The following is a 25712-nucleotide window of genomic DNA, read 5'->3' on the forward strand; positions in this document are numbered from 1 at the left end:
CGGGGAGCATCGGTAGCCTTCGAGCGTGGGCTTCTCGCTGTTCGGACTGATCGTGAGCATCGTCGTGCTCGCTCCCAACCTGCTGCTGCTGTGGTTCCCCCCGCGCGGGCGGAACATCGTCGCGCAGGTGCCGCAGCCCCTCGGATGGGTCGAGCGGGCGGGGCAGGCGCTGTGCCTCGTGGTGCCGGCGATCACGCAGCCCGGTGCGATCGTGTGGTGGTGGGTGGCACCCGCGGCTGTTGCGCTGGCGACCTACTACGGACTGTGGGGGCGGTACCTCGTCGGTCGCGAGCAGGCTCTGCTCTACGCCTCGCTCTGGCGCGTTCCGGTGCCGATGGCGGTCACCCCGGTCGTCGTCTTCCTCAGCGCGGCAGCCTGGCTCGGCAATCCGTGGATCGCGCTCGCCGCCGTCATCCTCGCCGCCGGGCACATCCCGGTCGCGCTCCTCACCCGACGCGCGATCCGCTCGGCCCCGCCGGAGTGACGCGCGGCGGCCGCTTTCGCCGGCTCTCTACGCGGCGCGCTCCCGCACCGTCGCCCGCGTGAGCCGAGGGATCAGCGCCGGCGTGCTCTCGCGGTACGCGATGTAGTCGGCGCGATCGCCCCACTTCTTCTCGGCGCGGGCCTCCAGCAGCGGGATGCCGCTGACCCGCGTGAGCAGCAGGATGACGAACAGCGGCGAGAGCAGAGCGACCCACTGCCATCCGACGAGCACCGGGGCGGCGGTGAGGAACACACCCACCCAGATCACGATCTCGCCGAAGTAGTTGGGGTGGCGCGAGCGCGACCACAGTCCGCTGCGGATGAACTCGTCCTTGTTGCGCGGGTCTGCGCGGAACGCCGACTTCTGTGCGTCGGCGACGATCTCGATCACCATGCCGACCACCCACACGATGATGCCGAGAATGCTCAGCCATCCGATGGGGGTGCGGGCGCCGGCATCCGTGCTGATCGCGATCCAGGCTGCCGCAGCGGTGAGCGACACCCACGCGCCCTGGATCACCCACACCTGCAGGAACCGCAGCGGCGACCCCTTGATCTCGTCGAATCGTCCGTCGGATCCGGCCTTGTGCACGCGCAGCGCCAGGAAGGAACCGAGACGCACGGCCCACAGCATCACCATCGCCGCGAGGATCCAGCTGCGCGCGTCGGGCATCGGGGTCAGCAGCACGAGGCCCGCCGAGATCGCGAAGAAGGTGAGGCTGCCGGTGAGGTCGAAGAACCGCTCGGTGCGCAGGATCATCGCCGGGATGAACGCGATGACCTGGATCGCGAACGCCGCGGCCACGGCGAGGGCGAACAGCGGGATGCCGCCGAGCGTCGCGCTGTTCTGGCTGCCGGCGAGTGCGACGAGGGCTCCGATCACGAGGGCGGCGATGATCGCGATGAGGGAGGAGCGCGAGGACGTGGGGCTGGAGGGTGTCGGGGAGGACATGGTGTTCTTTCTGTTCTCAGAGGTAGAGGTCTTCGACGGTGACGGCTGCGCGATCCAGCACGACGCTCCGCTTCAGTTTCATGGTGGGGGTGACGAGCGCGCGGTCCTCGAGGTCGGCGAAGACGACGCTGAAGCGGCGCACCTGCTCGCTGCGCGCGACGAGCGCGTTGGCGGCGTCGACCGACTTCTGCAGGTGGGCGCGCAGCGTCGGATCGGTCACGGCGCGGATGTCGGGCTGCACCGACATGGGGATGATGATGCCTGCAGCTGTCGCCCACTCCCTGGTCTGCTCCGGGTCGAGCACCAGGAGCGCGGAGAGGTACGGCTTTCCCTCGCCGACCATGACGGCATGCGACACGAGCGGATCCGCTTCCACCGCGCTCTCCCAGCGGGTCGGCACGATCGTCTTGCCGTTCGAGGTGACGATCACGTCTTTCAGCCGGCCGTCGAGGATGAGCTTGCCCTGCTCGTCGAGTCGTCCGAGGTCGCCGGTGCGGAAGAAGCCGTCGATGAAGGCGCCGTCGTCGTGGGCGGGGTTGCGATAGCCGTCGAACACGCCGACGCCGCGGGCGAGCACCTCGCCGTCATCGCTGATGCGCACGGTGAGTCCCGGGAGCGGTGACCCGACGGTGCCCGATGTGATGCGGCCGGGCAGGTTGCCGGTGAGCGGTGCGGTCGTCTCGGTCAGCCCGTAGCCCTCGATGACGGGCACGCCGATGCCGCGGAAGAAGAGCGAGAGCTCCGGGTCGAGGGCGGCGCCACCCGACAGGATGTAGCCGACGCGCCCGCCCATCACGCTGCGCAGACGCCCGAAGAAGACCGCGTCGAAGAGACGGTGGCGCAGACGGAGCCCGAGGTCCCGGCGCGCGCGGCGGCGCCCGGCGTCGATCCGCTCGGCGCGACGGCCCCACGCGATGGCCGTCGACCGCGCGGCGGTCCACACGCGGGTCAGACCCTTGTCGGCGGCCTTGGTGGCGGCGGCCGCCTGGATCTTCTCGAGCACCCGCGGCACGACGACCAGGAAGGTCGGGCGCAGGGTGTCGAGGGTGGCGACGACCGTCGACGGGTCGGACAGGTGCGCGATGCGCATGCCGCTGGCCAGGCAGATCAGCTGCAGCCCGCGTGCCAGCACATGCGCGAGCGGCAGGAAGATGACGGTGTTGCCGTCTTCGTTCACGATCTCGCGATACGCGGCGGCGATGTTCAGCACCTGGCCGAGGAAGTTCCGGTGCGTGAGCACGACGCCCTTGGGCTCGCCGGTGGTGCCCGAGGTGTAGACGATGGTCGCGGGATCGTCCTGGGAAGCGGATGCTCGACGTGCCTCGAGCTCCTCGTCGGAGACGTCGGCGCCCCGTGTCACCAGGTCGAGGAGAGAGCCGGATGCCGCGGCGCCGGTGTCGGGGGAGTCTCCGGTATCCATCGTCCACGCGCCGAGCGTGACCCCCGGCGTCTGCGCGAGGGCTGCCTGCAGGAGGGACGCGTGCCTCCAGGTGCCGCCGATGCCGAGACGCACCTCGGCGTCGGCGACGATCGCGTCCACCTGCGAGGGCGAGGAGGTGTCGTAGATCGGCACGACGACCGCTCCGGCGTACCAGGCGGCCAGGTCGGCGACGGCCCATTCGTAGCGCGTCGGCGCCATGATCGCGATCGCATCGCCCGCCTCGATCCCCTGGGCGATGAACCCCTTCGCGAGGGCCCGCACCGAGTCCGCGAACACAGCCGTGGTGACCGGATGCCAGCTGCCGGAGGATCCGGCATCCGCTCCCTCGACCTCGAAGGCGACATGATCGGGAGCCGTGTGCACGCGTGCGACCAGCAGATCGGTGACGTTGCGGTAGCCGTCGAGGTCGGCGAGCGGCGGGGTCGATGACTCGATCATCGGGGCTCCTCTCGGGTCATGGTGCCAGGTCGCGGGCGCGCGAATACCGCCCTATCTGTTTTGTTCGGAGCCGATGTGGATTCGGATGGGATTCATTTCGACGAGAGGTGATGTCGGGATGTCTCGGCGGGAGAAGGGATTGTCCGGGCGCTCGGCAGCTGGAATCGTGGGGGAGATGATCCCACAGATACGCAGCACGACCTCCTACTGGTGGGCGCTCGGAATCGTCGGGACGTTCGCCGTCGTTCTGGTGATCCTGCTTCTGGCCGGCGTCCTCGGATCGACCGTATGGTGGACCGCCGTGGCGATGATCCTGCTCGCGATCTCGCAGGTCCTGAGCATCCTCCGCATCCGGCGCAATAACCGAAGGCTCGTGGCGAGTTCCACCTCGCTTCCGCCGGAGAATCTCTAGAAAGACAGGCAGGCTCGGGTGCGCAACACTGCACGGCCTGGCTGACGTCGAGAAGTACGGTGCGGGCGATATGGAACGGCACGCTCAAGGGCATGTTCACCAACCAGGAAACCATCGACGCCGTCCAAAAGGTGGTCGACTCCGGCGACCTCGACGCGCTTCGCCAGCTCTTCTCCTGACGCTGCTTCGGTCACACGCTCCCGCGTCGACCTGACGTTCAAAGAAGCGTCCGCTGCCTCTCGAAGCCGAGGCTAGGGTCGACGACGGAGCTCCCATGATCGCCGGCGGGTGTGTCCAACGCGTGCGATCAAGGGGCGGATGTCATTCGTTGAGCCATCCCTGCAGGTCTGTCCACACCGCCGTCAGGGCATCCTCGAGTGGGAGATCGGATGGCCCTTCCAGCCATCTGTCCATCGCAAGGTCGAAACAGGTCACGGCGAGGGCTGCCAAGGTGTGTGCGAGCACAGGGTCGATGCCGCGTTGGGTCAATGACTGTTCGATGGCGAGCGCGAGGTGATGACTGCGCAGAAGATCGCGCTCGTGCAGCGCGGGCTCGCTGCGGATGATGCCGCGTCGGCGTGCGATCTCTTCTCGCCAGCCCTGGATGCCTCGGCATGCGGCTGCGAGGCCTGCGCGCACGGTGGCCGTTCCGCCGCGTTCTTGTGGGATGGACGCCATGAAGTCGCTCACCGCTTGAGGGAACTCGCGATCGCGGAGGAACAGCACATCGCGTTTGTCGGAGAAGTGGCGAAAGAACGTCCGTGTGGTCAGCCCCGCCGCCTCGGCGATCTGGGGAACCGTGGTTCCCGCGTACCCCTGCTCCGCGAACAGGGTCATCGCGGCAGCTTCCAGCCGCAACGCGGCATCCGGTGACCAACGAGGCATAGATCCATGATGACACGAACTGTCGTAAGCTGAGCGTGATGACACGAGATGCCATCAGGAGCAGAGAGCGGATGATGATGAGCGACAACATGGCGGCGTGGATCGATTCTCCCTATGCGGAACTGACGATCCGAGAGGCTCCGATGCCGAAGCCGGGGTCGGGGCAGCTGGTGATCGAGGTGCGCGCGGTGGCGGTGAATCCGCTCGATGCGATCATCCAGTCCAACGGCACCGTCATGTACGGGTGGTTGCGTTACCCGGTGATCCTCGGGGAGGACGTCGCGGGCGTCGTCGTCGACACCGGTGCCGGCGTGAACGACTTCGCCATCGGCGACCGGGTCGTGGCGTACGCGATGGGTCTGGAGAAGGGCCGGGACGCCGTCTCGGAGAGCGGCTTCCAGTCCTACGTCGCGGTCGACGCGAGCCTGGCCGCCATTCTGCCGGCCACGACCGCGTTCGAGGATGCCGCCGTCCTGCCGCTGGCGGTGTCCACAGCGTCGGCCGGCTTGTTCGAGAAGGAGCAATTGGGACTGGACTACTCCCGTCTCGGAAGCGCGGCACCTCGCGACGAGGTCGTCGTGATCTGGGGAGGTGCGACGGCGGTCGGAGGCAATGCGATCCAACTCGCCCGCGCCGCCGGCTATCGCGTCATCACGACAGCATCTGCGAAGAACCACCAACGGATGAGGCAGCTGGGAGCGGAAGCCGTCTTCGACTACCACGACCCGCAGACTCCGAATCGGATCATCGAAGCGGTCGGCGGCTCCGTGGTGGCGGGGATCCTCGCGGTCGCGGTGGGATCGGCCGAGCCCTGTCTCAGGATCGCGCGCGCCACCGGTGCCACGCAGATCGCGATGGCGAGCCCTCCCGTCTCGTTCTACGAACAACCGCGCCGTCGCGGCCTCTCCCTCGCCCGCATCCGCCTCTTCCTGAAGCTCGGAACGCGCACCGCGCTCCTGCAGGGGCGCAGCCGCGCCCGCGGCATCAGAGCGACATTCATCTGGGGGAGCGCCATCGCCACTTCTCCCGTGGGCCCGGCCGTCTGGGCCGGGTATCTCCCTGCCGCCCTCGCCTCGGGCAGCCACCGTCTCTACCCGGAAGCCCACATCACAGGGCACGGACTTCCGGCGATCCAGGAGGCCATCGACGACCTTCGCCGCGGCGTATCGGCGCGGAAACTCGTCATCACGCTCGACCACGCAGCGGAGTAGCTCGCGGATGTCCGGAAGGGCTCCGGACGTCACATCTGGAGGGACTGACGGGAATCGAACCCGCGCTATCTGCTTGGGAAGCAGAAGTTCTGCCATTGAACTACAGTCCCGAACCTGCGCCGGGAGGAACAGGTGAACGCCAGCCTACCTGCCGACCGCCGTATGGCAAAAGCGCCGAGTCGGCCGGGGCAACTAGGCTGAACCCGTGCTTCTCAGCGACCGCGACATCAGGGCAGAACTCGCATCGGGCCGTATCGGCCTGGAACCGCACGCGCCGGAGATGATCCAACCTTCGAGCATCGACGTGCGTCTCGACCGGTACTTCCGGTTGTTCGACAACCACAAGTACCCGTTCATCGATCCCTCGGTCGACCAGCCCGAGCTCACGCGGCTGATCGAGGTCGACCCCGACGAGCCGTTCATCCTGCACCCCGGCGAGTTCGCGCTCGGTGCGACGTTCGAGCAGGTCACCCTGCCCGACGACGTCGCCGCACGACTGGAGGGCAAGTCCTCGCTCGGACGCCTCGGACTCATCACGCACTCGACGGCCGGCTTCATCGACCCGGGCTTCACGGGGCACGTGACCCTCGAGCTCGCGAACGTCGCGACCCTGCCGATCAAGCTGTGGCCGGGCATGAAGATCGGGCAGCTCTGCTTCTTCCGCCTGACCTCGCCGACCGAGAACCCCTACGGCTCCGGTCCCTACGGCAACCGCTACCAGGGGCAGCGGGGCCCGACGGCATCCCGCTCCTTCCAGAACTTCCACCGGACGGATGTCGGCACGACGGACGTCGGAGCCGTCGGAGGCTGACATGAGCGACGACAGCGCCACCCCGCACGACCCGGAGACCCCGCCGGCGCCGGCGGACGCGCCGTCGCCCGCCGACTCGCCTCTCGCGATCCCGGAGCCGGTGATCCCTCCGCCTCCGCCCGAGATCCCGATCCCGGACGGACTCATTCCGTCGGCCTCCTCCGATGCGCCGGACGCGGTGATCCCGCCGCCGCCGCTCGACATCCCGTCGGCCGATTCCGTGATCCCTCCGCCTCCGCCCGAGGCGATGGTCCCGTCGCGGCGCAGCACGCGGCCCGCCAGCCCCGCCGACGCACCGGCCGCCGTGTCCGAGGAATGGTCACAGCCGACGATGACGCCCGAGGCGTCGTCCGGCGGCTACCGCGGACTGACGGCGGCGATCTTCGTGTTCCTGCTCGTGCTCTTCGCGGGCGCGATCGCGCTGGTCATCTACCTCGCCACGAGCACACGTCTCGAGTTTCCGACGTTCGGTCAAGAGGCGCCGGTGAGCGCGCCATCCGGGGCGTCCACGACCGACGATGAAGCGTCGACCGTGGCGGTGGGAGCACTCACCGACGACGCGGTGCGGCAGTTCTACCTGTCGCTGCCGATCTGAGCGTGGCCATGGAATGGACGCTGCGCCCGAGCGCGCCCGCGGATGCGACCTGGATCGCCGAGCTGCGCGCCGTCGTGCTGCGTGATGACCTGACGCGTCTCGGACGTTACGACGAGGTGCGCGTGCGGCGGCGCTTCCTCGACTCGTTCGTCGCGGAGGCGACCCGGGTGATCGTGGTCGACGGGGCGGATGCGGGGTCGATCGCGGTGCGGTCCGACGACGACGTGCAGTGGATCGAGCACTTCTATCTCGACCCGGCGTTGCAAGGGAGAGGCATCGGCGGTGCCGTGCTGGAGCGGGTGCTGTCGGATGCCCGGGGCCAGACATTCCGGCTCAACGTGCTGCAGGGCAGCCCCGCGCTCCAGCTGTATCTCCGTGCCGGTTTCGTGCTCGACAGCGAGGACCCGGTCGACATGTTCTTGACGCGGCCCGCGCGCTGAGACGAGAAGAGGGACGGATGCCGAAGCATCCGTCCCTCTCGTCAAGTGCGCACCGGGGAGCGTCAGGCGTCGCGTCCGCGGGAGTATCCCGCGTCGAAACCGCGCTCGTACGCGTGCTGCGCGAAGCGGACCGCGCGCTGCGAGCCGTGGTGGCCGCGCTCGCCGTGGCTGTGGTCGCCGTATCCGTGGTGGCCGCGCTCGCCGTGCTCGTGTCCAGCGTCACCGCGCGGGCCGAAGCCGTGCCGGGGATCGAAACCGTGCCGACGGCCATGGCCGCGCTCGCGGCGGCATTCGCCATCATGTGCATCCGGACCGAACGGGCGACCGAAGCCGCGCGGGAAGCCGTGGCCGCGTGCGTGTCCGCGCTCGCCGAAGCCGTGCCGGCGTCCGCGGGGGAGAGGAGCCTCCTCGTCCCAGCCGAACGCCCGCGCGATCTTCTCGAGCGATGCGAGGGTGGTGGCCATCTCTTCTTCGGAGACGGCGTCGGTGACCTTCGAGCGGATGCCGTCGACGATCGCACCGAGGCGATCCTTCGCGGCATGTCCGTCGTCGGTGAGCGTCCAGCCCTCGCCTTCGCGGGCGATCCAGCCGCGCTCGACGAGGCGATGCAGCTTGTGGTCGTTCAGGGGGCGGCGGGCCGGGACGGTGCCGTCGACGATGTTGAGCAGTCGCCAGTCGCGGCGACTCGCGTGCTCGCTCTCGAAGGCGGTGGCGAACTCGGCCGCCATCAGGCGGTCGGCGGCCTTCAGCCAGTAGCCGAAGGGGCGGGATGTGTGGTCGGGGTTCTGTGATTCAGAGGTGTTCATGAGAAGTCCTTAGTTGTCAGTGTGCATGTGTATGTCACAGTGCATGTACATGTAGTGTGACATGCGATGTGAATGCATGTCAAGTCGCATGTAAAATCGAAGCGTGACCTCCGAAGAGATCGACCCGTCCGAAGCCATCGCCCAGGCGCTGTCCCGTCTGCGCGGTCGGCGACCCGGCGACCGCGGCGGCGGAGGGCGCGGGCACGGCGGCCCGCACGGCTGGCACGGCGGTCCGCACGGACACGAGCACGGACCCGGCGATCCCTTCGGGCACGGCCACCCCGGCATGCCGCCGTGGATGGCGGACCCCTCCGGACGCCTCGGAGGGCCAGCACGCATGCGGATGCTCGAGGCACTGGCCGCGGCATCCGCTCCGCTCAGCGTCAGCGCGCTCGGCGAAGCCATCGGCGTGGACCAGCCTCGCGCCTCACGGCTCGTGCAGCAGGGCGTCGATCGCGGCTACGTGCGCCGCGAGGCCGACCCCGACGACGCCCGGCGCACACGTATCGCCCTGACCGACGAGGGCCGCAAGGTCGCCAGGGGGATGCGCGGCGAGCGCCGCGAGATGCTCGGTCGTGCGCTGGCGGCCTTCACCCCTGAGGAGAGCGCCGAGCTGGCGCGCCTGCTCAACAAGCTCGCCGACAACTGGCAGCGCTGACTCTCAGTGGTTGGTGCGCGGAGCGCGTGCGCCCAGCGCCCGTGCACAACTTCGGAGATCGTGTTCGACACCCCGCGGCGGCGGATGCTCCGACGGCGTGTCGCGCGCGGCATCCGAAGTTGTGTCCGGCCCGAACCCCGGGCCGGGCCGGGTTTCAGCTCAGCGCGGAGCCTTGACCGGAAGCAGCAGCAGGAAGCCGGCGATCAGCACGATCATGATGCCCAGGATGCCGTAGGCGGTCTGGCTGGTCAGCACGATCAGCAGCGTCCAGGCTCCCGAGGCCATCCAGCTCGCCGCGCGCCCGGTGGTGGCGTAGAGGCCGAAGATCTCGCCTTCGCGCCCGGCCGGGGTGACTCTGGCCAGGAACGAGCGCGCCGCCGCCTGCGCCGGACCCACGAACGCGCACAGGATGAGTCCGCCGACCCAGAACACCATCGCCCCGCCGTCGCGCAGCAGGAACACCGCGAGGCCGGCGACGATCATCGACCCGATCGAGGCGAGGATGATGCGCTTCGGCCCGAGCCGGTCGTCGAGGCGCCCGGCGAGGATGGTCGAGACGCCGGCGATCAGGTTCGCCGCGATGCCGAAGATGATGATGTCCTGCGTGCCGAACTTGAACACCGCGGTGCCGATGATCGCACCGAAGGCGAACACGCCGCCGAGGCCGTCGCGGAACACGGCGCTCGAGAGCAGATACCAGAACGTGGGGCGCGTCTCGGGGTCGCGGTAGAGCCCGCGGATGTCGGTGACGAGCAGCGCGTAGGAGCGGAAGAACCCGACCTTGCGCTCGGGGCGGCCCAGCGACGGCTCCGGCACGTTGAGGAAGATCGGGATGCTGAAGATGATGGCCCAGACCGCGCAGCCGACGGCGATCAGGCGGTAGGCGAGACCGTTGTCTGTCGACATGCCGAACCAGTCGAAGGTGTCGAGCACCACCACGATCACGAGGGCGATGATGCCGCCGAGATACCCGAAGCCCCAGCCGAGGCCCGAGATGCGGCCGACGTTCTTCGGGGTGGCGATGCCGATCAGCATGGCGTTCGAGTTGACGGCGGCGATCTCCTGGAACACCGTGGCCGCGGAGATCAGGGCGACGCCCAGCCAGAACAGGCTCGGGGTCGGGGTCACGAACCAGAGTCCGAGCATGCAGAACACCAGTGCGCCGGTGCCGATGCCGAGCCAGAGCTTCTGGCGCCCCGCGGCATCCGCCCGCTGTCCGAGCACAGGGGCGAGCAGCAGGATGCCGAACGCGGCGATGGTCGAGCCGAGCCCGAGGCCGGAGGCGAGGTCGGCCTCGGCCGCGAGGCGCACCGGGTCGTCCTCGCCGAGCGCGGCGATCTCCGGCGGCAGGAACCCGGTGCCCACCAGGTAGAGCGCGGTGAAGACGAAGGTGAGGATGACGGTGTTGAAGGGCTGCGTCGCCCAGTCCCACAGTGCCCACGAGTAGACCTGCTTCTTCGGCGCCGGTGTCTCGCCGCGGAGGTCGAGGCCGACCACGCCGACGGCGCCGCTGTTCGCGATCGCCGGGGGCTCGGGAACGGCGGGGCGAGAATCGGGTTCGCTCATGCTCGCAGTCTGGCGGTGCCCGGTGAACGCGCGGTGACGGCGCGCCGCGCGCGCAGCCCGCTTCATGTTCTGCGGCCGACTTCACCTTCTGCGGCGCGGATGCGCGCGTGAGGCCGCAGAACGTGCGGTTGGCCGCAGGAGTTGCGGTTCAGTCCGTGCGCAGTGGCCGCAGAAGTTGGGGTTCAGTCCGTGCGCAGGGTGCGGGCGTAGTCCTCTTTCAGCACCGCGAGGTGCAACCAGGCCTCGATACGCGTGACGCCGGGGAGGGCCCGCAGTCGCTCGAGGCTCGCGTAGAGCGCGCCGGCCGAGGGCTCGACGAGGGTGGCGACCGCATCGAACCGCCCGAGCGTGCGGGCGGCGAAGTCGACACCGCGGCCGCTGCGCAGCGCCTCGATCACGCTCTCGTCGTCGTGGTCGAGGTTCAGTCCGACGCCCATCGACAGCTGCCGATGCGCGAGGCCGCGGGCCTCGACGGCGCTGATCTTGATGACGCCGCCGTCGATCAGACGCTGCACGCGGGTGGCGACCGCGGAGGGGGAGAGGCGCACGGCCTCGCCCAGCGCGCGGAAACTGGTGCGGCCGTCGGCCTGCAGCTGCTCGATCAGGGCTTCATCGATCCCGTCGAGCGTGACATCGCCGTGGTACTCCGAGACGAAGAAGCCCTTCACGACGGTGGAGTAGATGATCGTGTTGATGTCGAGCACACCGGTGATCGCCCGGATCTGGGCGAGCAGGTCGTGCAACTCCTCCATCGACCCCAGCCGCACCTCGGTGACCAGGTCGTGCGACCCGCCGACGGCCGACACCAGCACGGTCTCGTGCATGTCGCGCAGGTGCTCGGCGACGGCCTCGACCGTGCCGTCGGTGCGGATCGACACGTGCGCGAGCACGTGCTGACCGAGGAACACCGGATCGACGGCGGCGACCACGCGCACGGTGCGGTCATCGAGCATGGTGCGCAGCCTGGCGGCGACGGCGGCGCGCGACTGCCCCAGGCGGAGAGAGAGGGAGCGGATGCTGGCGCGCCCGTCCTCCTGGAGCGCGCGGATGAGTTCGGCGTCGAAATCCATGGCTTCCGTCCGTTTCGTCAGTTTCCCCGGAACGCACGCCCTCGGGAACACATCTTCAGCTTAAGAGTCGTGAGCGCCGATGGGAAGGTGAGCATTGCGCGAGCATGCACTCATAACTCCAGTGAATGAGCATTCTCGCTGGAGTTCTGTCCTTGCCTGAGGTGGCCGCGCAGCCGTAGCATCCATCGCTATCCGACATCTTCCGCAAAGGAGCGGGTCTCACATGACTTCCACCCACACCAAGGCGCGACGCGCAGGCTTCGCCGCCTTCGTCGGCACCACCATCGAGTGGTACGACTTCTACGTCTACGCGACAGCCGCCGCCCTCGTGTTCGGTCCGCTGTTCTTCCCGAGCGGCGATCGGCTCGCCGAGACGGCCGCGGCGTTCGCGACCTTCGCGGTCGCCTTCCTCGTCCGTCCCCTCGGTGGCATCATCTTCGGCCACATCGGTGACAAGCTCGGTCGGCGCACCTCGCTCGTCATCACGCTGCTGCTCATGGGCGCGGCGACCGTGCTGGTCGGCTGCCTGCCCACCTACGAGAACATCGGCATCCTGGCGCCGATCCTGCTGATCCTCCTGCGCGCGGTGCAGGGCCTCGCGGTCGGCGGCGAGTGGGGCGGGGCGGTGCTGATGAGCGTCGAGCACGCCCCCGAGAAGTCCAAGACCTTCTACGGCGGCTTCACGCAGCTGGGCAACCCGGCCGGTGCGCTGCTCGCCTCCGGCATCTTCGCGATCATGTCGCGCGTCGGCGACGACTTCATCATGAACGGCGGATGGCGCATCCCCTTCCTGCTGTCGATCGTGCTGGTCGGCGTCGGATTCTGGGTCCGCTACCGCGTCGAGGAGACCCCGGTCTTCGAGGCGAAGGTCGAGGGACGCAAGCAGTCGATGCCGCTCGCGTTCGCCCTCCGCACCAACTGGCGCCCGATCCTCCTCGGCATCGGCATCCTGCCGATCTCGACCGGCGGCTACTACCTCGCGACCACCTTCGCGACGGCCTATGCGACCGGCGACACGATCGCGATCAGCGAGCAGGTGATCCTCGACGCGATGACCATCGCCTCGTTCGTGGAGTTCGTGGTGACGCTCCCCGTCGCCTGGCTCGGCGACAAGTGGGGCCGCAAGAACGTGATGTACATCGGTCTGATCACCTCGGTGCTCACCTTCGTGCCGTTCCTGCTGATCATGCCCGGACGCGTCGAACCCCTGATCTTCCTGTTCGCCTCGCTGGTGCGCATCGCGATGAGCGCGACCTACGCACCGATCGCGGCGCTGCTGGCGCAGATGTTCCGTCCGCAGTCGCGCTACACCTCGATCGCGCTGTCCTATGGCGTGGGCGCAGCGATCTGGGCCGGATTCTCGCCGTGGTTCGCCACGCAGCTCATCGCCTGGACCGGCAGCATCTGGTCAGTCATCGCGATGTTCATCGGCATGGCCGTCATCGCCGGCGTCTGCACCCGAGTCGCGCCGCAGCATTCCGATGAGGCGCCCGTCACCGGCTCGTTCACCGCCCGCACCGACACGACCGCGAACAGGCTGCCATGAGAAAGCTCACTCCCTTCGACCGCTCCTCCCAGACGGAGCCGCGGCTCCTGACGGCCAGGGCGATCCACACGGCGGATGCCACGTCATCCACGGCGACCGCGCTGCTGACCGACCGCGGGCGAATCGTCGCGATCGGCACCGCCGCCGAGTGCGAGGCGGCCGCGGAGCGCGCGGGCCTCGACCCGGAGCGGATCGACCTCGGCGACGCGGTGATCGTCCCCGGCTTCATCGACGCCCACGCCCACCCGCTGATGTACGGGCAGCTGATGACCTGGGTCGACTGCGGTCCGGAGAAGGCCGGCAGCATCCCCGAGATCGTGGCGCTGCTGCGCGCTGCCGCAGCCGACCTTCCCGAGGGGCGTCCGGTGCGCGGCTACGGCTACGAGCAGCGCAACCTCGCCGAGAAGCGCCACCCCACCCGGTTCGAGCTCGATGAGGTCTCCTCGGAGCGCGAGGTCTATCTGATGAACGCCTCGGGTCACGGCGGCGTCGTGAACTCGTACACGTTGACGCTCAACGGCGTGGACCGCGACACCCCGAACCCCGACGGCGGCGAGTATTTCCACGACGCAGACGGGGAGCTGACGGGAGAGATCTCGGATGCCGCCTGCAACATGCTCACGGGTGTGCACGGCGTGAAGATCGGCCACCACGGCCCGAACTTCCACCTCGCCGACGAGCCGGAGGAGCACCTGCGCCAACTGGATGCCGCGACCAGACGCTTCCTCGCCGGCGGGGTCACCTCGATCGGCGACGCCCAGGTCACGCGGCGCGAGTTCGACATGTACCTGCGCCTCGCCGAAGCCGGTCGCCTGGAGCTGCGCGTCTCGATGTACCTGTTGTCGCACCTGCTCGACGAGGCGCTCGAGATGGGATTGGTCGGCCAGTTCGGCAACGCGCATCTGAGCTTCGCGGGCATCAAGCTCTACGCCGACGGCACGCTCGGCGGCTGGACGGCGTACTTCCCCGACGGCTACGTCGGCGACCCCTGCCGCACCGGGCAGCTGTACCACGAGCCCGCCGAGTACACGGAGCTGATCCGCAAGGCGCACGCCGCAGGTCTGCAGACCGCGACGCACGCGCAGTCGCCGACGGCGATCGAGATGGTCGTGTCGGCGATCGAGGCCGCGCTCGCCGAGCATCCTGACGCCGACGCCCGCCACCGCATCGAACACTGCGGGCTGCCCACTCCGGAGCAGATCGAGCGGATGGCCGCCTCCGGCATCCGTCCGGTCAACCAGACCCAGCACTACTACAACTGGGGTGAGGGGGTGGAGGAGGCCATCGGCACTCCGGGCGAGCGCTTCAACCCGCTCGGCGAGTTCGAGCGGGCGGGTGTGCCGTTCACGATCTCCTCGGATGCCCCGGTCGCCGAGCCCATCCCGCTCGAGGCCATCCAGACCGCCGTCACCCGCGTCACGCGCCGTGGGCACAAGCTCGGCCCCGACGATCTGCGGGTCTCGGCGCTCGCCGCCCTGCGTGCGCACACCATCGAGGGGGCGATCTCGATCGGCCGCGAAGACGATCTCGGCTCGCTGGAGGTCGGCAAGTACGCCGACTTCGCGGTGCTCTCGGACGATCCGCTCGCGGTGCCCGGCGAGGACATCGCCGCGATCACCGTGCGCGAGACCTGGGTCGACGGGGAGCGCCGCCACCATGTCTGACACCGCTGCATACATCGATACGGCGTCTGACATCGCTGGCGCCGAGCAGTATGCGGACACCGCGGGCCGTGCTGTGCTGGAGACGATTCGCGCCTATGGCGTGACAGCGGTCTTCGGCATCCCCGGCACGCACAACCTCGAGCTCTACCGTCCGCTCCCAGGTCTCGGCATCCGCGCCGTCACGAACCGGCACGAGCAGGGGTCGGGCTACGGTGCCGACGGGTGGGCGCAGCAGACCGGGCTGCCCGGGGTCGTCATCACCACCTCGGGGCCGGGGCTGCAGAACGCGATGAGCGCGATCGGCACGGCGTTCTGCGAGTCGCGTCCACTTCTCGTGCTCTCACCGGGTGTGCCGCTCGGGGCGGAGTTCGCGGATGTCGGCACCCTGCATGAGACGAAGGATGCCACGGCGATGGTCGGCGCGATCGCCGAGTGGTCGCGCCGGGTCGGCAGCGCGGCGGAGGCCGTCGAGGCCGTGCACGATGCGTTCGCGCTGTTCCGCACCGGGCGTCCGCGCCCCGTGCACATCGAGATCCCGCTCGACGTGCTGGAGGCCACGGCCGCGGTGCCGGCCGCAGACCGCCGTGCCCGCGCGCTGCCGCCCCGGGCATCCGGCGATGCCGCCGCGATCGCCGAGGCCGCACGGCTGCTGTCGGCCGCGCGCACGCCCGTGATCGTGGCGGGAGGCGGCGCGACCGCTGCCGCCGCCGAAGTCACCGCGCTCGCCGAGCGGCTCGGGGCCCCGGTGCTCACCACCCTCAACGGCAAGGGCATCGTCGACGAGCGGCATCCGCTCGCGCTCGGCTCGAACCTGCGCCTCGCCGCCGCGCGTGAGGTCGCCGAGGCGGCCGATGTGCTGCTGGTGATCGGGTCGAAGCTGGGGGAGGCCGAGCTCTGGGCTCCTCGGCTCGAGGCCCGCGGCGCCGTGGTGCGCGTGGACATCTCGCCCGCGCAGATCGACAAGAACCTCGCGGCCACGGTCGGGATCGTCGGCGATGCCGCGGTCGTCACCGGGGCCCTGCGGGCGGCGCTGCCCTCCGGCGACGCCGCCGAGCCCGCACTCGACGCCGCCCGCGCCGCGATCGATGCCGAGATGCGCGCGACCGCGCCCGACACCGTGGCCCTCGCCGAGCTCATCGCGTCGGGTCTGCCGGATGACGTGATCGTCGCCGGGGACTCCTCGCAGATCGTCTACCTTGCACTGGGCAGCGTGCTGCGCCCGCGGCATCCGCACTCCCTGCTCTACACGCCCACCTACGCCACCCTCGGCTACGGGCTGCCGGCTGCGATCGGTGCTCGCGTGGCGCAGACCGAGCGCCCGGTCGTGACCGTGATCGGCGACGGTGCGCTGATGTTCTGCGTGAACGAGCTCGTCACCGCGATCGAACAGCGCCTCGACATCACGATCGTGTGTGTCGACAACGGCGGCTACGCCGAGATCCGCCAGAACGAGGTCGACCGCGGCATGGCGCCGATCGGCGTCGACCTCGTGCAGCCCGACTGGGCGGCGCTCGCGCGGGCGTTCGGCGGCGTCGGCCGTCGGGTCGACCGGCGCGACGACATCGCCTCGAGCATCCGTGCCGCGATCGCCGAGGGCGGCGTGCAGCTCGTGCACATCCCCCAGGCCGCTCTCTGACCATCCCGCCCGACAGCAGAACCTCCCCGCCCCGACAGTAGAACAGGACCGATGATGACCGACAACGTGGGCCCGATCGACGCCTCCGCGAACCCCCGCTACTCGGGGATCGCGACCTTCGCGCGACTGCCGCGTATCGAAGACGTGCCGCGCGCCGACATCGCCGTCGTCGGCATCCCGTTCGACTCGGGGGTGAGCTACCGGCCGGGCACCCGGTTCGGCCCGTCGCACGTGCGCGAGTCCTCGCGGCTGCTGCGCCCGTACAACCCCGCGCAGGACGTCTCGCCGTTCGAGCTCGCGCAGGTGGTGGATGCCGGAGACATCCCGGTGAACCCGTTCGACCTCACTGCGGCGGTGGACGAGGTGGAGCGCGCGGCGCTGGCCCTCGGCGAGCAGGTCTCGCGCATCGTCACGATCGGCGGTGACCACACGGTCGCGCTGCCACTGCTGCGCGCCGTCGCCGCGAAGCACGGCCCCGTCGCGGTGCTGCACTTCGACGCGCACCTCGACACCTGGGACACCTACTTCGGCGCACCCATCACGCACGGGACGCCCTTCCGCCGTGCCAGCGAGGAGGGGCTGATCGACCTCACCGCCAGCTGCCACGTCGGCACGCGCGGACCGCTGTACTCGAAGCAGGACCTCGAGGACGACGAGCGCCTCGGCTTCTCGATCGTGTCGAGCGAGTACATCGAGGAGCACGGCGTCGAGGCCGCGATCGCGCGGATCCTGCAGCGCATCGGCGACAAGCCGCTGTACGTGTCGATCGACATCGACGTGCTCGACCCCGCGCATGCGCCGGGCACCGGGACCCCCGAGGCCGGAGGGCTCACCAGCCGCGAGCTGCTGCGCATCCTGCGGGCGCTGCGCACGCAGCACATCGTGGGTGCCGACGTGGTCGAGGTCTCCCCGGCCTACGACCACGCGCAGATGACCGGCATCGCGGCCAGCCACGCGGTGTACGAGTTGGTGTGCCTGCTCGCCGCGCAGGTCGCGCAGCCGTAGTCCACGCATCCGTAGTCCGGGCATCCGTAGGTCATTTTCTGCGGCCGACTCGAACTTCTGCGGCCGGATCAGCCCCAGCTGGCCGCAGAAGATGCTGTCGGCCGCAGAAGTTGAGGCCGGCCAGGGTGGCCGCGGACGAATGGTCGGATGCCGCGGACGCCTGGTCGGGCGACGACCGGCGGATGCCGCGAGGCTGGGAACATGACAACAACCGCGCCCATCCCGACGGCCGTCCCGCGTGCGGAGCGCATCCGCTACGGCGCTCTCATCGTGCTCATGCTCATGGGCTTCCTGCTCGTCACGGCCGAGTTCCTCCCCAACGGCGTGCTCACCGAGATGGCCGAGGCGCTCGGCGTCACCCCGGGCCAGGCGGGGCAGACCGTCACCGTGACCGCGCTGGTCGGCCTGATCGTCGCCCCGACCGTGGGGCTGATGTTCCCCCGGCTCGACCGCCGGTCGCTGCTGGTGTGGATGGCGCTGGCCGCCGCCGTGTCGAACCTGATCGTGGCGATCGCGCCGAACCTCATCATCGTCCTGCTCGCGCGCTTCCTGCTGGGCGCGGCGATCAGTGCCTTCTGGGCGATGTCGATCACGGTCGCCGCCCGGCTCGCCGGTCCGGAGCACCTGGGCAGGGGCGTCATGTTCACCTCCGCGGGTGTCTCGCTCGCAACCGTCGCCGGTGTTCCGCTCGGCGTGATGCTGAGCGAGCTCGTGGACTGGCGGATGGTCTTCGCGATCGCGGGTGTGCTGATGGTGCTGCTCGCCGCAGCCCTGCGGCTGTCGCTGCCCTCGGTTCCGGCGGCTCAGGCCTCGAGCCTGCGGCTGCTGGTCGACACGCTGCGTCGTCCGGGCATCGGCCTCGGCATGATCGGCCACATGCTCGTGGTGCTCGGACACTTCTCGGCCTACACGTACGTGCGTCTCGCGCTCGAGCGCATCCCGGATGTCGACGCGTCGACGATCGTGGTGCTGCTCGCCCTGTTCGGCCTCGGGGGTCTGGCCGGCAACATCACGATCGGCCTGGTCATCGACCGCTCCTTCGCGTTCTTCGCCGTCTTCGCCCCGCTCGTGATCGCGGCCGCCGTGATCTCGATGATCCTGCTGTCCGGCACCGTGATCGGCGTCGCGATCGTGGTGCTCGTCTGGGGCTTCTTCTTCTCGTCGTGGCTGATCGTCGCGAACACCTGGGTCGGGCACCGGATGCCGGATCGGCTCGAGGCCGGCGGCAGCCTGGTCGTCGTGGGGTTCCAGGGCGCGATCACGATCGCCGCCGGCGTGGGCGGCCTGCTCGTCGACACCCTCAGCATCGAGCTGGTCTACGTGATCGGCGCCGCATCACTGCTTGCGGGAGCGGCGTTCTTCGGGGCCTCGAACCGCGTCAAGAACTGAGCCCGCGAGGCGTCGCCTCCAGCGCTCCGTGCACAACTTCGGAGATCGGGTCGGACACGCCGACGGGACGGGCGTTCTGGCGGCGTGTCATCCGTCAGCTCCGAAGTTGTGCTCGCCAAGCGGGCGGATGCCGGCGAACGCTAGGCGGGGACGGTGGTGCGCTGACGCCACGCCGACGGGGTCATGCCCGTGCGGCGGCGGAAGGCGCGGCTGAAGCCCTCGTCCGAGGCGTAGCCCAGCTCACGCGAGGTCTCCGAGACCGATCGGCCCGCTTCGAGCATCCGCTTGGCCGTATCGATGCGCACCTCGGTGACGTAGTCGGCGGGGGAGCGGCCCAGGGCAGAGCGGAAGCGCGCCGCGAACGCCGAACGCGACATGGCGCCGACGCTCGCGAGCCGCTCGACGGTCCACTCCCGACCCGGGTCCTCGTGGATCGCATCGACCACGCGGTCGAGGAAGGGGTCGTTCGACATCGACGGCCATCCGGCCGGCGCGCAGCCGTTCGCCGCCCAGGCACGGATCACGGAGAGCAGCACGGTCGTGGCCATCATCCGGCAGATCAGCGGGTCGCCCTGGCGCACGGGGCAGGCGGCCGGGTCGACCAGCCCCATGTTCTCGGCCAGCGCGGCGGCGGCGGGCTCGAGCGCGTCGAACCCGGTCACGGTGATGACGTCGGGGAGCACGGCGCTGAGCCGGGAGGTGGTGTCCGACAGCACGAGGTCGACGACCATGACGCTCGCCCCGGCATCCGCCTGCAGCAGGAACGCGGTGTCTCCCAGGGTCAGGAACGCGTCGCCGGCGCGCAGGCGGTCGGATCCGGTCGTGACCGCGAGGCTCTGGGAAGTGCGGTCGACGCTGAGACTGCAGGCGGACGTGAGCGGCGGATGCCCCTGCACGCTGCCGCCGGCGACGTAGACGAGGGTCACGGCGCCGGCGGCCAGCGGAAGCAGCCCGCCGGCCGGGAGCGTGACTCGACGCGCGACGCCGACCTGGAGGTCGACGGAGCTGAGCACCTGCGACAGCGCATCCGCGTCCACGATCGTCATGCCTTCGGCAACGCCGCCTCGGGGCCCGGTATTCCGCCGTCGGCACAGGAACGGCATCGGCGGCCCCGATACGCTGGGAGGACGCCACCCGAGGAGTCCCGTGTTCCGTTCACCCGACCGCCTGTTCCGAGTTCTCGCGATCGCGGAGGCGATCACCTGGACGATCCTGATCTCCGCGATCATCGCCAGGGCGGTGGGAGCGTCGGGCGTCGTCGTCACGATCGGCGGCGGCATCCACGGCTTCGTGTTCCTCGCGTACGCCGCCACCGCCGTGCTGGTCGCGCTGAACCAGCGGTGGCATGTCGGTGTCGCCGCGCTCGCCGTGGTCAGCGCCGTGATCCCCTACGCCACGATCCCCACCGAGATCTGGTTGCACCGCACGGGCCGACTCGACGGAGCCTGGCGTCTCGACGCCACGGACGATCCCCGCGACGGACGCTGGTACGACCGACTGATGCGCTGGTTCCTGCGGCGTCCGTGGGTGCTGGCGGTGCTGCTCGCCGTCGGGATCGTGGCGCTCTACGTCATCCTGCTGCTCGTGGGACCGCCCGGCGGCAAGTGACCGCACCGGTCACGCGGTGAGATCCGTCAGGGTGTGACGACGACCGCGTTGCGTTCGACCACCTCGGCCAGGATGCTGTTCGCATCGCTCCCGGTGCAGTCGACGATCACGTACAGTCCGACCCCGGTGGCGGTGAAGGCGCGCGTCGCGATGATCCAGCTGCGGTCGCCGTCCCCTCCGGTGACCTGCCGGTTCTCGACACCTCCCGATCCGCCGACCTGGTAGCTGAACTCGCCCGTGGTGGCCAGCGGCGTGACCTCCTCGGTCGTCGACTGCAGCAGCACGCCCAGGATCGCGTCCGACGACGCGCTGTCGTCGCCGGGGACCACGGGGACGTCGGGAGTGAGCCCCTGCCAGAACTGCGCCGTGCACGTGCCGTCGGTCGTGCCGTAGGTCCAGCCGCCGGCGCCGTCGTCCGGCGTGACGGTCTCCCACCCGTCGGCGGTCATGAACCCGTCGCCCCATTCGATGTACGCGGTGGCGGGCAGGTCCTGCCCTGCCTCGAACGTCAGCTCGGCGGGGAGATCGCCGGCGGGCTCGTCGATCGGCGCATCGGATGCGGATGCCGTCGGCTTCGCGTCACCGTCGGCCGGGATCTGGGCGTACAGGCATCCGCTGAGCGGGATCACCGACACGGCCACGATCGCGGTCGCAGCGAGGCGGAACAGCGGAGCGGCCGAGCGGGAGCGGGTCATGCCGGTCAGCCTAGCCCGCGGGGTCGTCCGACTCGATGGGTACTTCTGCCCTGCGGATCAGTGGTCGTCGGTCAGTGAGCGGTCGCGACGCCGACCGCGTCGTGCACCATGACGGCGGCCACCCTGGCCCCTGCCCCTGCGGCGACGATCAGTTGCTGCGGCCCGGGGATCGCCGCATCGCCCGCGGCGTAGAGACCGGGCACATCGGTGCGCCCGGAGCGGTCGGTGACGAGGTTGCCGTCGTCGTCGAGCGCCGGAGCGATGCCGTCGAGGAACGACAGTTCGGTCTGCCACTCCGGCCGCACGAAGCCGCCGTCGAGCGCGACCTCGGTGCCGTCGGCCAGTCGGACGGCCTCCAGCGTGCCGCGCTCACCCACGAGTTCGGTGATCGGATGCCGCTGCACCCCGACCCCCGCGGCCTCGAGCTCGGCCTGCTGTGCGGCGGTCACGGCATCCGATCCGAGCGTGAACACCGTGAGGCTGTCGGTCCAGCGGGCGATGAGCCGCGCGCGGTCGGCGAGATCGGCGGACTCGCCGATGAGGGCGAGACGGCGGTCGCGCAGCTCCCACGCGTCGCACGCGGCGCAGCTGAACAGGCTGATGCCGTAGAAGCCGCGCAGGTTCGGCACGTCGGGCAGGGTCTCGCGCAGACCGGTGGCCAGCAGCACGGAGCGGGCGGTGACCGAAGCGGCGGGCTCGCGCCGCCCGACCTCGGCGGTGAATCCGGCATCCGTCGTGCGGAGGGCGAAGACGCGCTGACGCGAGCGGATCTCGATGTTCGGGTAGGCGGCGAGTTCCGCGCGGGCGAGCCGGCGCAGCTCGTGCGGCGGCAGGCCGTCGCGTGTCAGGAAGCCGTGGGACTGCAACGTCGCGGCGTTGCGGGGCCGGTCGGCGTCGACCACCAGCACACGCATCAGGGAGCGGCCGAGGTTGAGGGCGGCGGAGAGGCCGGCCGGGCCTCCGCCGATGATCAGCACGTCGTAGGGAGCCTCATCCGTCATGCGCATCCTCCTGCGGGCAAGGGCGGCGACGAGGGGGGAACGCGCGCGGGAGCGGCGATCATGGCGGCGCCGCCGGGCGGGCCGAATGCGGGAGTAAGGCTCGCCTTACTCCTATCCTGCCAGTTCTGCGAGGGGGGTGAGCGCGCTTTCCGGCCCGTCGTGCGCACAGAGTGTCACGACATCGCCGATCACGATCACAGCGGGGGAGCGCACCTGCCGGGTCGCGGCGACCCCGGCGATGGTTCCCAACGTCCCGATCGTGACGCGCTGGCGCTCGCCGTAGCCGTCCTCGATGATCGCCACCGGGCAGTCGACGCCCCGGGTCGCGGCGAGCACGTGCGCCGAGTGGCCGAGCGTGGTGACGCCCATGAGCAGCACGACGGTGTGATCGCGTCCGCCGGGGAGCTCCTCGATCTGGTCGTGCCCGGTGACGACGGTGAAGGCTGTGGCGATGCCGATGTGGGTGAGCGGGATGCCCGCCACCGCGGGCACCGCGATCGCGCTGGTGATGCCGGGGACGACGTCGACCGGTACCCCTGCCGCTTCGCAGAACAGCTGCTCCTCCCGGCCGCGCCCGAAGATGAAGGGGTCCCCGCCTTTCAGGCGCACCACGTCGCGTCCTTCGTTCGCGAGCTGCACGAGCAGCGCGTTGATGCCGTCCTGTGGCACGGGATGGTGACCGGGGAGCTTGCCGACATCGATCACCTCGGCCGCGAGCGCGACGCCGTCGGCGGCGAGCTGGGCGAGCACGGATCGGGCGCCCAGTCGATCGGCGACGATCACATCGGCCCGCTGCAGGGCGCGCAGGCCGTGGAGGGTGAGCAGGCCCGCATCACCGGGACCGGCGCCGACCAGGGTGACCCGTCCGGTCATCAGACGGCCCCGGCGCCGCACGGCTGCGCGGCGTGCACCGCGTGCCCTGCCTGCACGGCATCGCCCCCGAGCTCGGCCGCGGCCTCTTCATAGCGCGCGACCACGAGTGCGATGAGGGGCTCCGGCACGCTGATGCCGTTCAGGAGCGGGAGCGTCAGGCTGCGTCCGGCGGAGTGACGCACGGCGAGGTCGAAGAAGTAGCCCCGGGCGAGCAGGTAGGTCGACACGACCGCGTCGGGGTGCGCGGCCAGGGTGGTCGGCAGGTCGGGCTCGCGAGCGGCCAGGTAGGCGAGGTGCACGGGGCGGCCCAGCTGCGCGTGGAGCTGGGTGGCCATGCCCTCGGCGTCGGTCAGCGACCGGGGGTCGCGCGACCCCGCCACCGCCAGGATCACCGGATGGTCGGACGCCCCGGACAGCCGCTGCGCCAGCACCTGCGCGAGCCTCGGGTCGGGGCCGAGCGGGTCGGCGACGACTGCGTCGATCCGGTCGGCCACCATGCCGTGCAGGTCGTGGTGCACGTGGAACCCCGACGACAGCAGCAGCGGCACGACCACGACCGGCCCCTCGATCGCCGCGAGGGCGCCGGGGGCGTCGGGCTGCTGCACGTCGACGAAGGCGCTGCGCACCTCCACATCCGGCAGGCGAGCCGCGACCTGGACGACGAGGTCGGCGATCGCGCGGGCACCTTCGACGTCATCGGTACCGTGCGACACGGCGAGCAGCGTGGGGCGGGCCATGAAGGCGACTGTAGGCGTGGTCTGTGACCGGGATGTTTCGGGCGTGTGAGATGTCGGTTCACAACTCCTCAAGATCTGAGCCCGCCGTCGTGTGTGCGACGGATTGACGCGGCTGATCCGGGGCTGCGCCCGGGTGCTTGAGGAGTTGTGAACGAATGCGCGCCGGGATCGTGGTCGAAGTGGCGGATCACTCCGTCGAGGTCGACGAGCACGGCACGGATCATGGGGCCATTGTTCCGCGGGGCGAACGGCACGGCCGCATGCCTCGTCCGCCACGGTATCGATGTCGACCTCCGGCACCAGGACGCCGACCTCCGAACCGTATGCCAATATTTCAGATTTGCGACCTGATCAGGGATTCGAATGTCGGTGGACCCTGGTGTACTGAGGGCATGACGGCACTGATGGATGCGACACGCGAACAGATGGCCACGCTCGATGAGCTGGTCGACCTGCTGCAGTCCGTCGAGTGCACGATCAGCAGTCTGCAGGCGGCTCGAGATGGGATCCTCTCGCTGGGCTCGCGGTGGGCGGTCGAGGTCGCCGATCAGGCGCAGCATCCTGACGCAGCGGATATGACGGCGCGCTCCGTGGCGGCCGAGATGGCCACTGCTCTGCGCCTGAGCGACCGCACGATCCAGCGGCGCATGGCCGACGCCGACTGGCTGGTGACCCGATTTCCGCTGGTCTGGGCGGCCCAGGGCTCCGGTCGCATCAGTGCGGCGCACGCGCGAGTGATCGTCGACGCGGCCGAGCACCTCGATGTGGCGGAGGATCGCGACGCCTACTCGACTCAGATGATCGCCCTCGCCGAGGTGGAGTCACCGAACCGGCTGGGGCGGATGGCTCGTCGTACTGCCGAGCGCTTCCAGCCGCGGTCACTCGACGAGCGTCATCGCGATGCGCGCGAGCAACGCGGCGTCTGGGTGACGGACGCGGCCGACGGCATGGCGAAGCTGGGGCTGCTGGGCCCGGCCGCGCTGGTGCACGGGGTATTCGATCGGCTGACGGGCATGGCCGACGCGGTGAAGGCTGCGAACGCCGCAGATCGTGATGGCGGTCGTTCCGCTGAAGCCGAGGCGGCCGCCGAGCCCGCCGAGCCCGATGCGCCCGCCGAGCCCGCTGAACTCGATGCGCCCGCTGCGACGGTCGACGGGCGCACGGTGGATCAGCTCCGCGCCGACCTCGCGCTCGACCTGTTGCTCACCGGTGCTCCTGCCGGACATGACGGGCACGCGGGGGTGCTCGGCGCCATCGCGGCTCATGTCTCCGTGACCATCCCCGTGATGACGATGTTCGGGCGCGACGATGTCGCCGCCGAACTCGACGGATGCGTGCCGATCGACATCGACACGGCGCGGCGGCTGGTGGGTGCGGCATCCGGGTGGGATCGGGTGCTCACCGATCCTGTCGACGGATCGGTCCTCGCGGTGGATCGCTATCGACCGAGTGCGCACTTGCGGCGGCACCTCCGAGCCAGGGATCAGCGATGCCGATTCCCGGGGTGCGGGCGATCTCCGAGCGAGAGCGACATCGACCACACGCACGATGCGGCCCTCGGCGGGGCGACGCGCGAAGAGAACCTCGCGCACCTCTGTCGCCGACACCACATGCTGAAGCATCACACCCCGTGGCACGTGGAGCGCCTCGACGGCGGGGTTCTGTCGTGGACGAGTCCTGCCGGGCGAACCTATGTCGACAGGCCGCAGCCGCCGAACACCGTGAGGTTCCGGGACTCGATCGCACCGCCGTTCTAAAGTTGAGCCAATTCATATCAACTTTGTTTGACA

25 protein-coding genes and 1 tRNA gene are annotated in these 25712 nt (G+C 69.9%); 14 read left to right on the forward strand and 12 right to left on the reverse strand.

Annotated elements, in window-relative coordinates:
- Window positions 1-25: 25 nt before the first annotated feature.
- On the forward strand, window positions 26-484 hold the full coding sequence (locus ACIOVG_RS08980; protein ID WP_400871798.1) for a hypothetical protein: 459 nt from the start codon (window positions 26-28) through the stop codon (window positions 482-484).
- 27 nt (window positions 485-511) lie between these two features.
- On the opposite strand, the gene ACIOVG_RS08985 is transcribed toward ACIOVG_RS08980, so the two are convergent.
- Entirely contained in the window at window positions 512-1435 is a 924-nt protein-coding gene (locus ACIOVG_RS08985; RefSeq protein WP_400871801.1) for a DUF1295 domain-containing protein, read from the reverse strand.
- A 16-nt stretch (window positions 1436-1451) separates the two neighbouring features.
- Window positions 1452-3314, reverse strand: coding sequence for an AMP-dependent synthetase/ligase (locus tag ACIOVG_RS08990; protein ID WP_400871804.1), 1863 nt, complete (start codon window positions 3312-3314; stop codon window positions 1452-1454).
- A 175-nt stretch (window positions 3315-3489) separates the two neighbouring features.
- Between ACIOVG_RS08990 and ACIOVG_RS08995 the strand changes: the two genes are divergently transcribed.
- On the forward strand, window positions 3490-3726 hold the full coding sequence (locus tag ACIOVG_RS08995; protein ID WP_400871806.1) for a hypothetical protein: 237 nt from the start codon (window positions 3490-3492) through the stop codon (window positions 3724-3726).
- Window positions 3727-4047: 321 nt separating this feature from the next.
- Here the strand turns inward: ACIOVG_RS08995 and ACIOVG_RS09000 are convergent, their stop codons facing one another.
- On the reverse strand, window positions 4048-4611 hold the full coding sequence (locus ACIOVG_RS09000) for a TetR/AcrR family transcriptional regulator (protein ID WP_400871809.1): 564 nt from the start codon (window positions 4609-4611) through the stop codon (window positions 4048-4050).
- A gap of 38 nt (window positions 4612-4649) precedes the next feature.
- On the opposite strand from ACIOVG_RS09000, the gene ACIOVG_RS09005 reads away from it, so the two are divergent.
- On the forward strand, window positions 4650-5822 hold the full coding sequence (locus ACIOVG_RS09005) for a zinc-binding alcohol dehydrogenase family protein (protein ID WP_400871812.1): 1173 nt from the start codon (window positions 4650-4652) through the stop codon (window positions 5820-5822).
- Between the two features lie 36 nt (window positions 5823-5858).
- Here the strand turns inward: ACIOVG_RS09005 and ACIOVG_RS09010 are convergent.
- Window positions 5859-5932, reverse strand: a tRNA-Gly gene (locus ACIOVG_RS09010).
- A 95-nt stretch (window positions 5933-6027) separates the two neighbouring features.
- Here ACIOVG_RS09010 and dcd point away from each other — a divergent pair.
- The 3 genes from dcd to ACIOVG_RS09025 are packed head-to-tail and all read left to right on the forward strand — an operon-like array spanning window position 6028 to window position 7668.
- Window positions 6028-6633, forward strand: coding sequence for a dCTP deaminase (gene dcd / locus ACIOVG_RS09015; RefSeq protein ID WP_247628231.1), 606 nt, complete (start codon window positions 6028-6030; stop codon window positions 6631-6633).
- Window position 6634: 1 nt separating this feature from the next.
- The gene (locus ACIOVG_RS09020; RefSeq protein WP_400871816.1) at window positions 6635-7228 is read left to right on the forward strand and encodes a hypothetical protein; all 594 of its coding nucleotides are present in this window, start codon (window positions 6635-6637) and stop codon (window positions 7226-7228) included.
- An 8-nt stretch (window positions 7229-7236) separates the two neighbouring features.
- Window positions 7237-7668 carry a GNAT family N-acetyltransferase gene (locus ACIOVG_RS09025; protein WP_400872725.1) on the forward strand — a complete coding sequence of 144 codons (432 nt, stop codon included), beginning with the start codon at window positions 7237-7239 and terminating at the stop codon, window positions 7666-7668.
- A 62-nt stretch (window positions 7669-7730) separates the two neighbouring features.
- Here the strand turns inward: ACIOVG_RS09025 and ACIOVG_RS09030 are convergent, their stop codons facing one another.
- Entirely contained in the window at window positions 7731-8474 is a 744-nt protein-coding gene (locus tag ACIOVG_RS09030; RefSeq protein WP_400871819.1) for a hypothetical protein, read from the reverse strand.
- Between the two features lie 103 nt (window positions 8475-8577).
- On the opposite strand from ACIOVG_RS09030, the gene ACIOVG_RS09035 reads away from it, so the two are divergent.
- The gene (locus ACIOVG_RS09035) at window positions 8578-9132 is read left to right on the forward strand and encodes a MarR family winged helix-turn-helix transcriptional regulator (protein ID WP_400871822.1); all 555 of its coding nucleotides are present in this window, start codon (window positions 8578-8580) and stop codon (window positions 9130-9132) included.
- 159 nt (window positions 9133-9291) lie between these two features.
- Here ACIOVG_RS09035 and ACIOVG_RS09040 read toward each other — a convergent pair whose 3' ends face one another.
- Both ACIOVG_RS09040 and ACIOVG_RS09045 read right to left on the reverse strand, forming a co-directional pair.
- A complete protein-coding gene (locus tag ACIOVG_RS09040; RefSeq protein ID WP_400871825.1) occupies window positions 9292-10698 on the reverse strand; it encodes an MFS transporter in 1407 nt (468 codons plus the stop codon).
- 182 nt (window positions 10699-10880) lie between these two features.
- The gene (locus tag ACIOVG_RS09045) at window positions 10881-11768 is read right to left on the reverse strand and encodes an Lrp/AsnC family transcriptional regulator (RefSeq protein ID WP_400871828.1); all 888 of its coding nucleotides are present in this window, start codon (window positions 11766-11768) and stop codon (window positions 10881-10883) included.
- Between the two features lie 223 nt (window positions 11769-11991).
- On the opposite strand from ACIOVG_RS09045, the gene ACIOVG_RS09050 reads away from it, so the two are divergent.
- The 5 genes from ACIOVG_RS09050 (at window position 11992) to ACIOVG_RS09070 (ending at window position 19008) form a co-directional block, all read left to right on the forward strand.
- The gene (locus tag ACIOVG_RS09050) at window positions 11992-13314 is read left to right on the forward strand and encodes an MFS transporter (protein ID WP_400871831.1); all 1323 of its coding nucleotides are present in this window, start codon (window positions 11992-11994) and stop codon (window positions 13312-13314) included.
- A complete protein-coding gene (locus tag ACIOVG_RS09055) occupies window positions 13311-14978 on the forward strand; it encodes an amidohydrolase (protein ID WP_400871834.1) in 1668 nt (555 codons plus the stop codon). Before ACIOVG_RS09050 ends, ACIOVG_RS09055 begins: the two co-directional genes overlap by 4 nt.
- Window positions 14971-16614, forward strand: a complete 1644-nt coding sequence (locus tag ACIOVG_RS09060) for a thiamine pyrophosphate-binding protein (protein WP_400871837.1) — start codon at window positions 14971-14973, stop codon at window positions 16612-16614. The genes ACIOVG_RS09055 and ACIOVG_RS09060 overlap by 8 nt, the downstream gene beginning before the upstream one ends.
- A gap of 54 nt (window positions 16615-16668) precedes the next feature.
- Entirely contained in the window at window positions 16669-17619 is a 951-nt protein-coding gene (gene speB, locus ACIOVG_RS09065; protein WP_400872728.1) for an agmatinase, read from the forward strand.
- A 201-nt stretch (window positions 17620-17820) separates the two neighbouring features.
- Window positions 17821-19008: an MFS transporter gene (locus tag ACIOVG_RS09070; protein WP_400871839.1), complete on the forward strand. Its 1188-nt coding sequence runs from the start codon at window positions 17821-17823 to the stop codon at window positions 19006-19008.
- A gap of 140 nt (window positions 19009-19148) precedes the next feature.
- Here the strand turns inward: ACIOVG_RS09070 and ACIOVG_RS09075 are convergent, their stop codons facing one another.
- Window positions 19149-20054 (reverse strand): helix-turn-helix domain-containing protein, encoded by a 906-nt coding sequence (locus tag ACIOVG_RS09075; protein WP_400871842.1) that lies wholly within the window; start codon window positions 20052-20054, stop codon window positions 19149-19151.
- 100 nt (window positions 20055-20154) lie between these two features.
- On the opposite strand from ACIOVG_RS09075, the gene ACIOVG_RS09080 reads away from it, so the two are divergent.
- Window positions 20155-20616, forward strand: a complete 462-nt coding sequence (locus ACIOVG_RS09080) for a DUF3817 domain-containing protein (protein WP_400871845.1) — start codon at window positions 20155-20157, stop codon at window positions 20614-20616.
- A gap of 26 nt (window positions 20617-20642) precedes the next feature.
- On the opposite strand, the gene ACIOVG_RS09085 is transcribed toward ACIOVG_RS09080, so the two are convergent.
- The 4 genes from ACIOVG_RS09085 to ACIOVG_RS09100 all read right to left on the reverse strand — a co-directional run bounded on the left by ACIOVG_RS09085 (window position 20643) and on the right by ACIOVG_RS09100 (window position 23922).
- Entirely contained in the window at window positions 20643-21311 is a 669-nt protein-coding gene (locus ACIOVG_RS09085) for a hypothetical protein (protein WP_400871848.1), read from the reverse strand.
- A 71-nt stretch (window positions 21312-21382) separates the two neighbouring features.
- The gene (locus tag ACIOVG_RS09090) at window positions 21383-22312 is read right to left on the reverse strand and encodes an NAD(P)/FAD-dependent oxidoreductase (protein WP_400871851.1); all 930 of its coding nucleotides are present in this window, start codon (window positions 22310-22312) and stop codon (window positions 21383-21385) included.
- Window positions 22313-22423: 111 nt separating this feature from the next.
- A complete protein-coding gene (cobA, locus tag ACIOVG_RS09095) occupies window positions 22424-23185 on the reverse strand; it encodes a uroporphyrinogen-III C-methyltransferase (protein ID WP_400871854.1) in 762 nt (253 codons plus the stop codon).
- Window positions 23185-23922 (reverse strand): sirohydrochlorin chelatase, encoded by a 738-nt coding sequence (locus tag ACIOVG_RS09100; RefSeq protein ID WP_400871857.1) that lies wholly within the window; start codon window positions 23920-23922, stop codon window positions 23185-23187. Before ACIOVG_RS09100 ends, cobA begins: the two co-directional genes overlap by 1 nt.
- Window positions 23923-24314: 392 nt before the next feature.
- Here ACIOVG_RS09100 and ACIOVG_RS09105 point away from each other — a divergent pair, with 392 nt between their 5' ends.
- Window positions 24315-25679 carry a DUF222 domain-containing protein gene (locus ACIOVG_RS09105; RefSeq protein WP_400871860.1) on the forward strand — a complete coding sequence of 455 codons (1365 nt, stop codon included), beginning with the start codon at window positions 24315-24317 and terminating at the stop codon, window positions 25677-25679.
- Window positions 25680-25712 lie beyond the last annotated feature (33 nt).

It is taken from the genome of Microbacterium sp. NPDC087591 (assembly GCF_044743625.1).
Lineage (GTDB): Bacteria > Actinomycetota > Actinomycetes > Actinomycetales > Microbacteriaceae > Microbacterium.

Excerpts from the sequence above, each read along its gene's own strand:
- ACIOVG_RS09040 (WP_400871825.1), bottom strand. The coding sequence starts at position 10,698 with ATGAGCGAACCCGATTCTCGCCCCGCCGTTCCCGAGCCCCCGGCGATC.
- ACIOVG_RS09075 (WP_400871842.1), bottom strand. The coding sequence starts at position 20,054 with ATGACGATCGTGGACGCGGATGCGCTGTCGCAGGTGCTCAGCTCCGTC.
- ACIOVG_RS09055 (WP_400871834.1), top strand. The coding sequence starts at position 13,311 with ATGAGAAAGCTCACTCCCTTCGACCGCTCCTCCCAGACGGAGCCGCGG.
- ACIOVG_RS09100 (WP_400871857.1), bottom strand. The coding sequence starts at position 23,922 with ATGGCCCGCCCCACGCTGCTCGCCGTGTCGCACGGTACCGATGACGTC.
- ACIOVG_RS08995 (WP_400871806.1), top strand. The coding sequence starts at position 3,490 with ATGATCCCACAGATACGCAGCACGACCTCCTACTGGTGGGCGCTCGGA.
- ACIOVG_RS09030 (WP_400871819.1), bottom strand. The coding sequence starts at position 8,474 with ATGAACACCTCTGAATCACAGAACCCCGACCACACATCCCGCCCCTTC.
- ACIOVG_RS08985 (WP_400871801.1), bottom strand. The coding sequence starts at position 1,435 with ATGTCCTCCCCGACACCCTCCAGCCCCACGTCCTCGCGCTCCTCCCTC.
- ACIOVG_RS09090 (WP_400871851.1), bottom strand. The coding sequence starts at position 22,312 with ATGACGGATGAGGCTCCCTACGACGTGCTGATCATCGGCGGAGGCCCG.
- ACIOVG_RS09085 (WP_400871848.1), bottom strand. The coding sequence starts at position 21,311 with ATGACCCGCTCCCGCTCGGCCGCTCCGCTGTTCCGCCTCGCTGCGACC.
- ACIOVG_RS09105 (WP_400871860.1), top strand. The coding sequence starts at position 24,315 with ATGACGGCACTGATGGATGCGACACGCGAACAGATGGCCACGCTCGAT.
- ACIOVG_RS09050 (WP_400871831.1), top strand. The coding sequence starts at position 11,992 with ATGACTTCCACCCACACCAAGGCGCGACGCGCAGGCTTCGCCGCCTTC.
- ACIOVG_RS09070 (WP_400871839.1), top strand. The coding sequence starts at position 17,821 with ATGACAACAACCGCGCCCATCCCGACGGCCGTCCCGCGTGCGGAGCGC.
- cobA (WP_400871854.1), bottom strand. The coding sequence starts at position 23,185 with ATGACCGGACGGGTCACCCTGGTCGGCGCCGGTCCCGGTGATGCGGGC.
- ACIOVG_RS08990 (WP_400871804.1), bottom strand. The coding sequence starts at position 3,314 with ATGATCGAGTCATCGACCCCGCCGCTCGCCGACCTCGACGGCTACCGC.
- ACIOVG_RS09000 (WP_400871809.1), bottom strand. The coding sequence starts at position 4,611 with ATGCCTCGTTGGTCACCGGATGCCGCGTTGCGGCTGGAAGCTGCCGCG.
- ACIOVG_RS09045 (WP_400871828.1), bottom strand. The coding sequence starts at position 11,768 with ATGGATTTCGACGCCGAACTCATCCGCGCGCTCCAGGAGGACGGGCGC.
- ACIOVG_RS09005 (WP_400871812.1), top strand. The coding sequence starts at position 4,650 with ATGACACGAGATGCCATCAGGAGCAGAGAGCGGATGATGATGAGCGAC.
- ACIOVG_RS09025 (WP_400872725.1), top strand. The coding sequence starts at position 7,237 with ATGGAATGGACGCTGCGCCCGAGCGCGCCCGCGGATGCGACCTGGATC.
- ACIOVG_RS09020 (WP_400871816.1), top strand. The coding sequence starts at position 6,635 with ATGAGCGACGACAGCGCCACCCCGCACGACCCGGAGACCCCGCCGGCG.
- speB (WP_400872728.1), top strand. The coding sequence starts at position 16,669 with ATGACCGACAACGTGGGCCCGATCGACGCCTCCGCGAACCCCCGCTAC.
- ACIOVG_RS09060 (WP_400871837.1), top strand. The coding sequence starts at position 14,971 with ATGTCTGACACCGCTGCATACATCGATACGGCGTCTGACATCGCTGGC.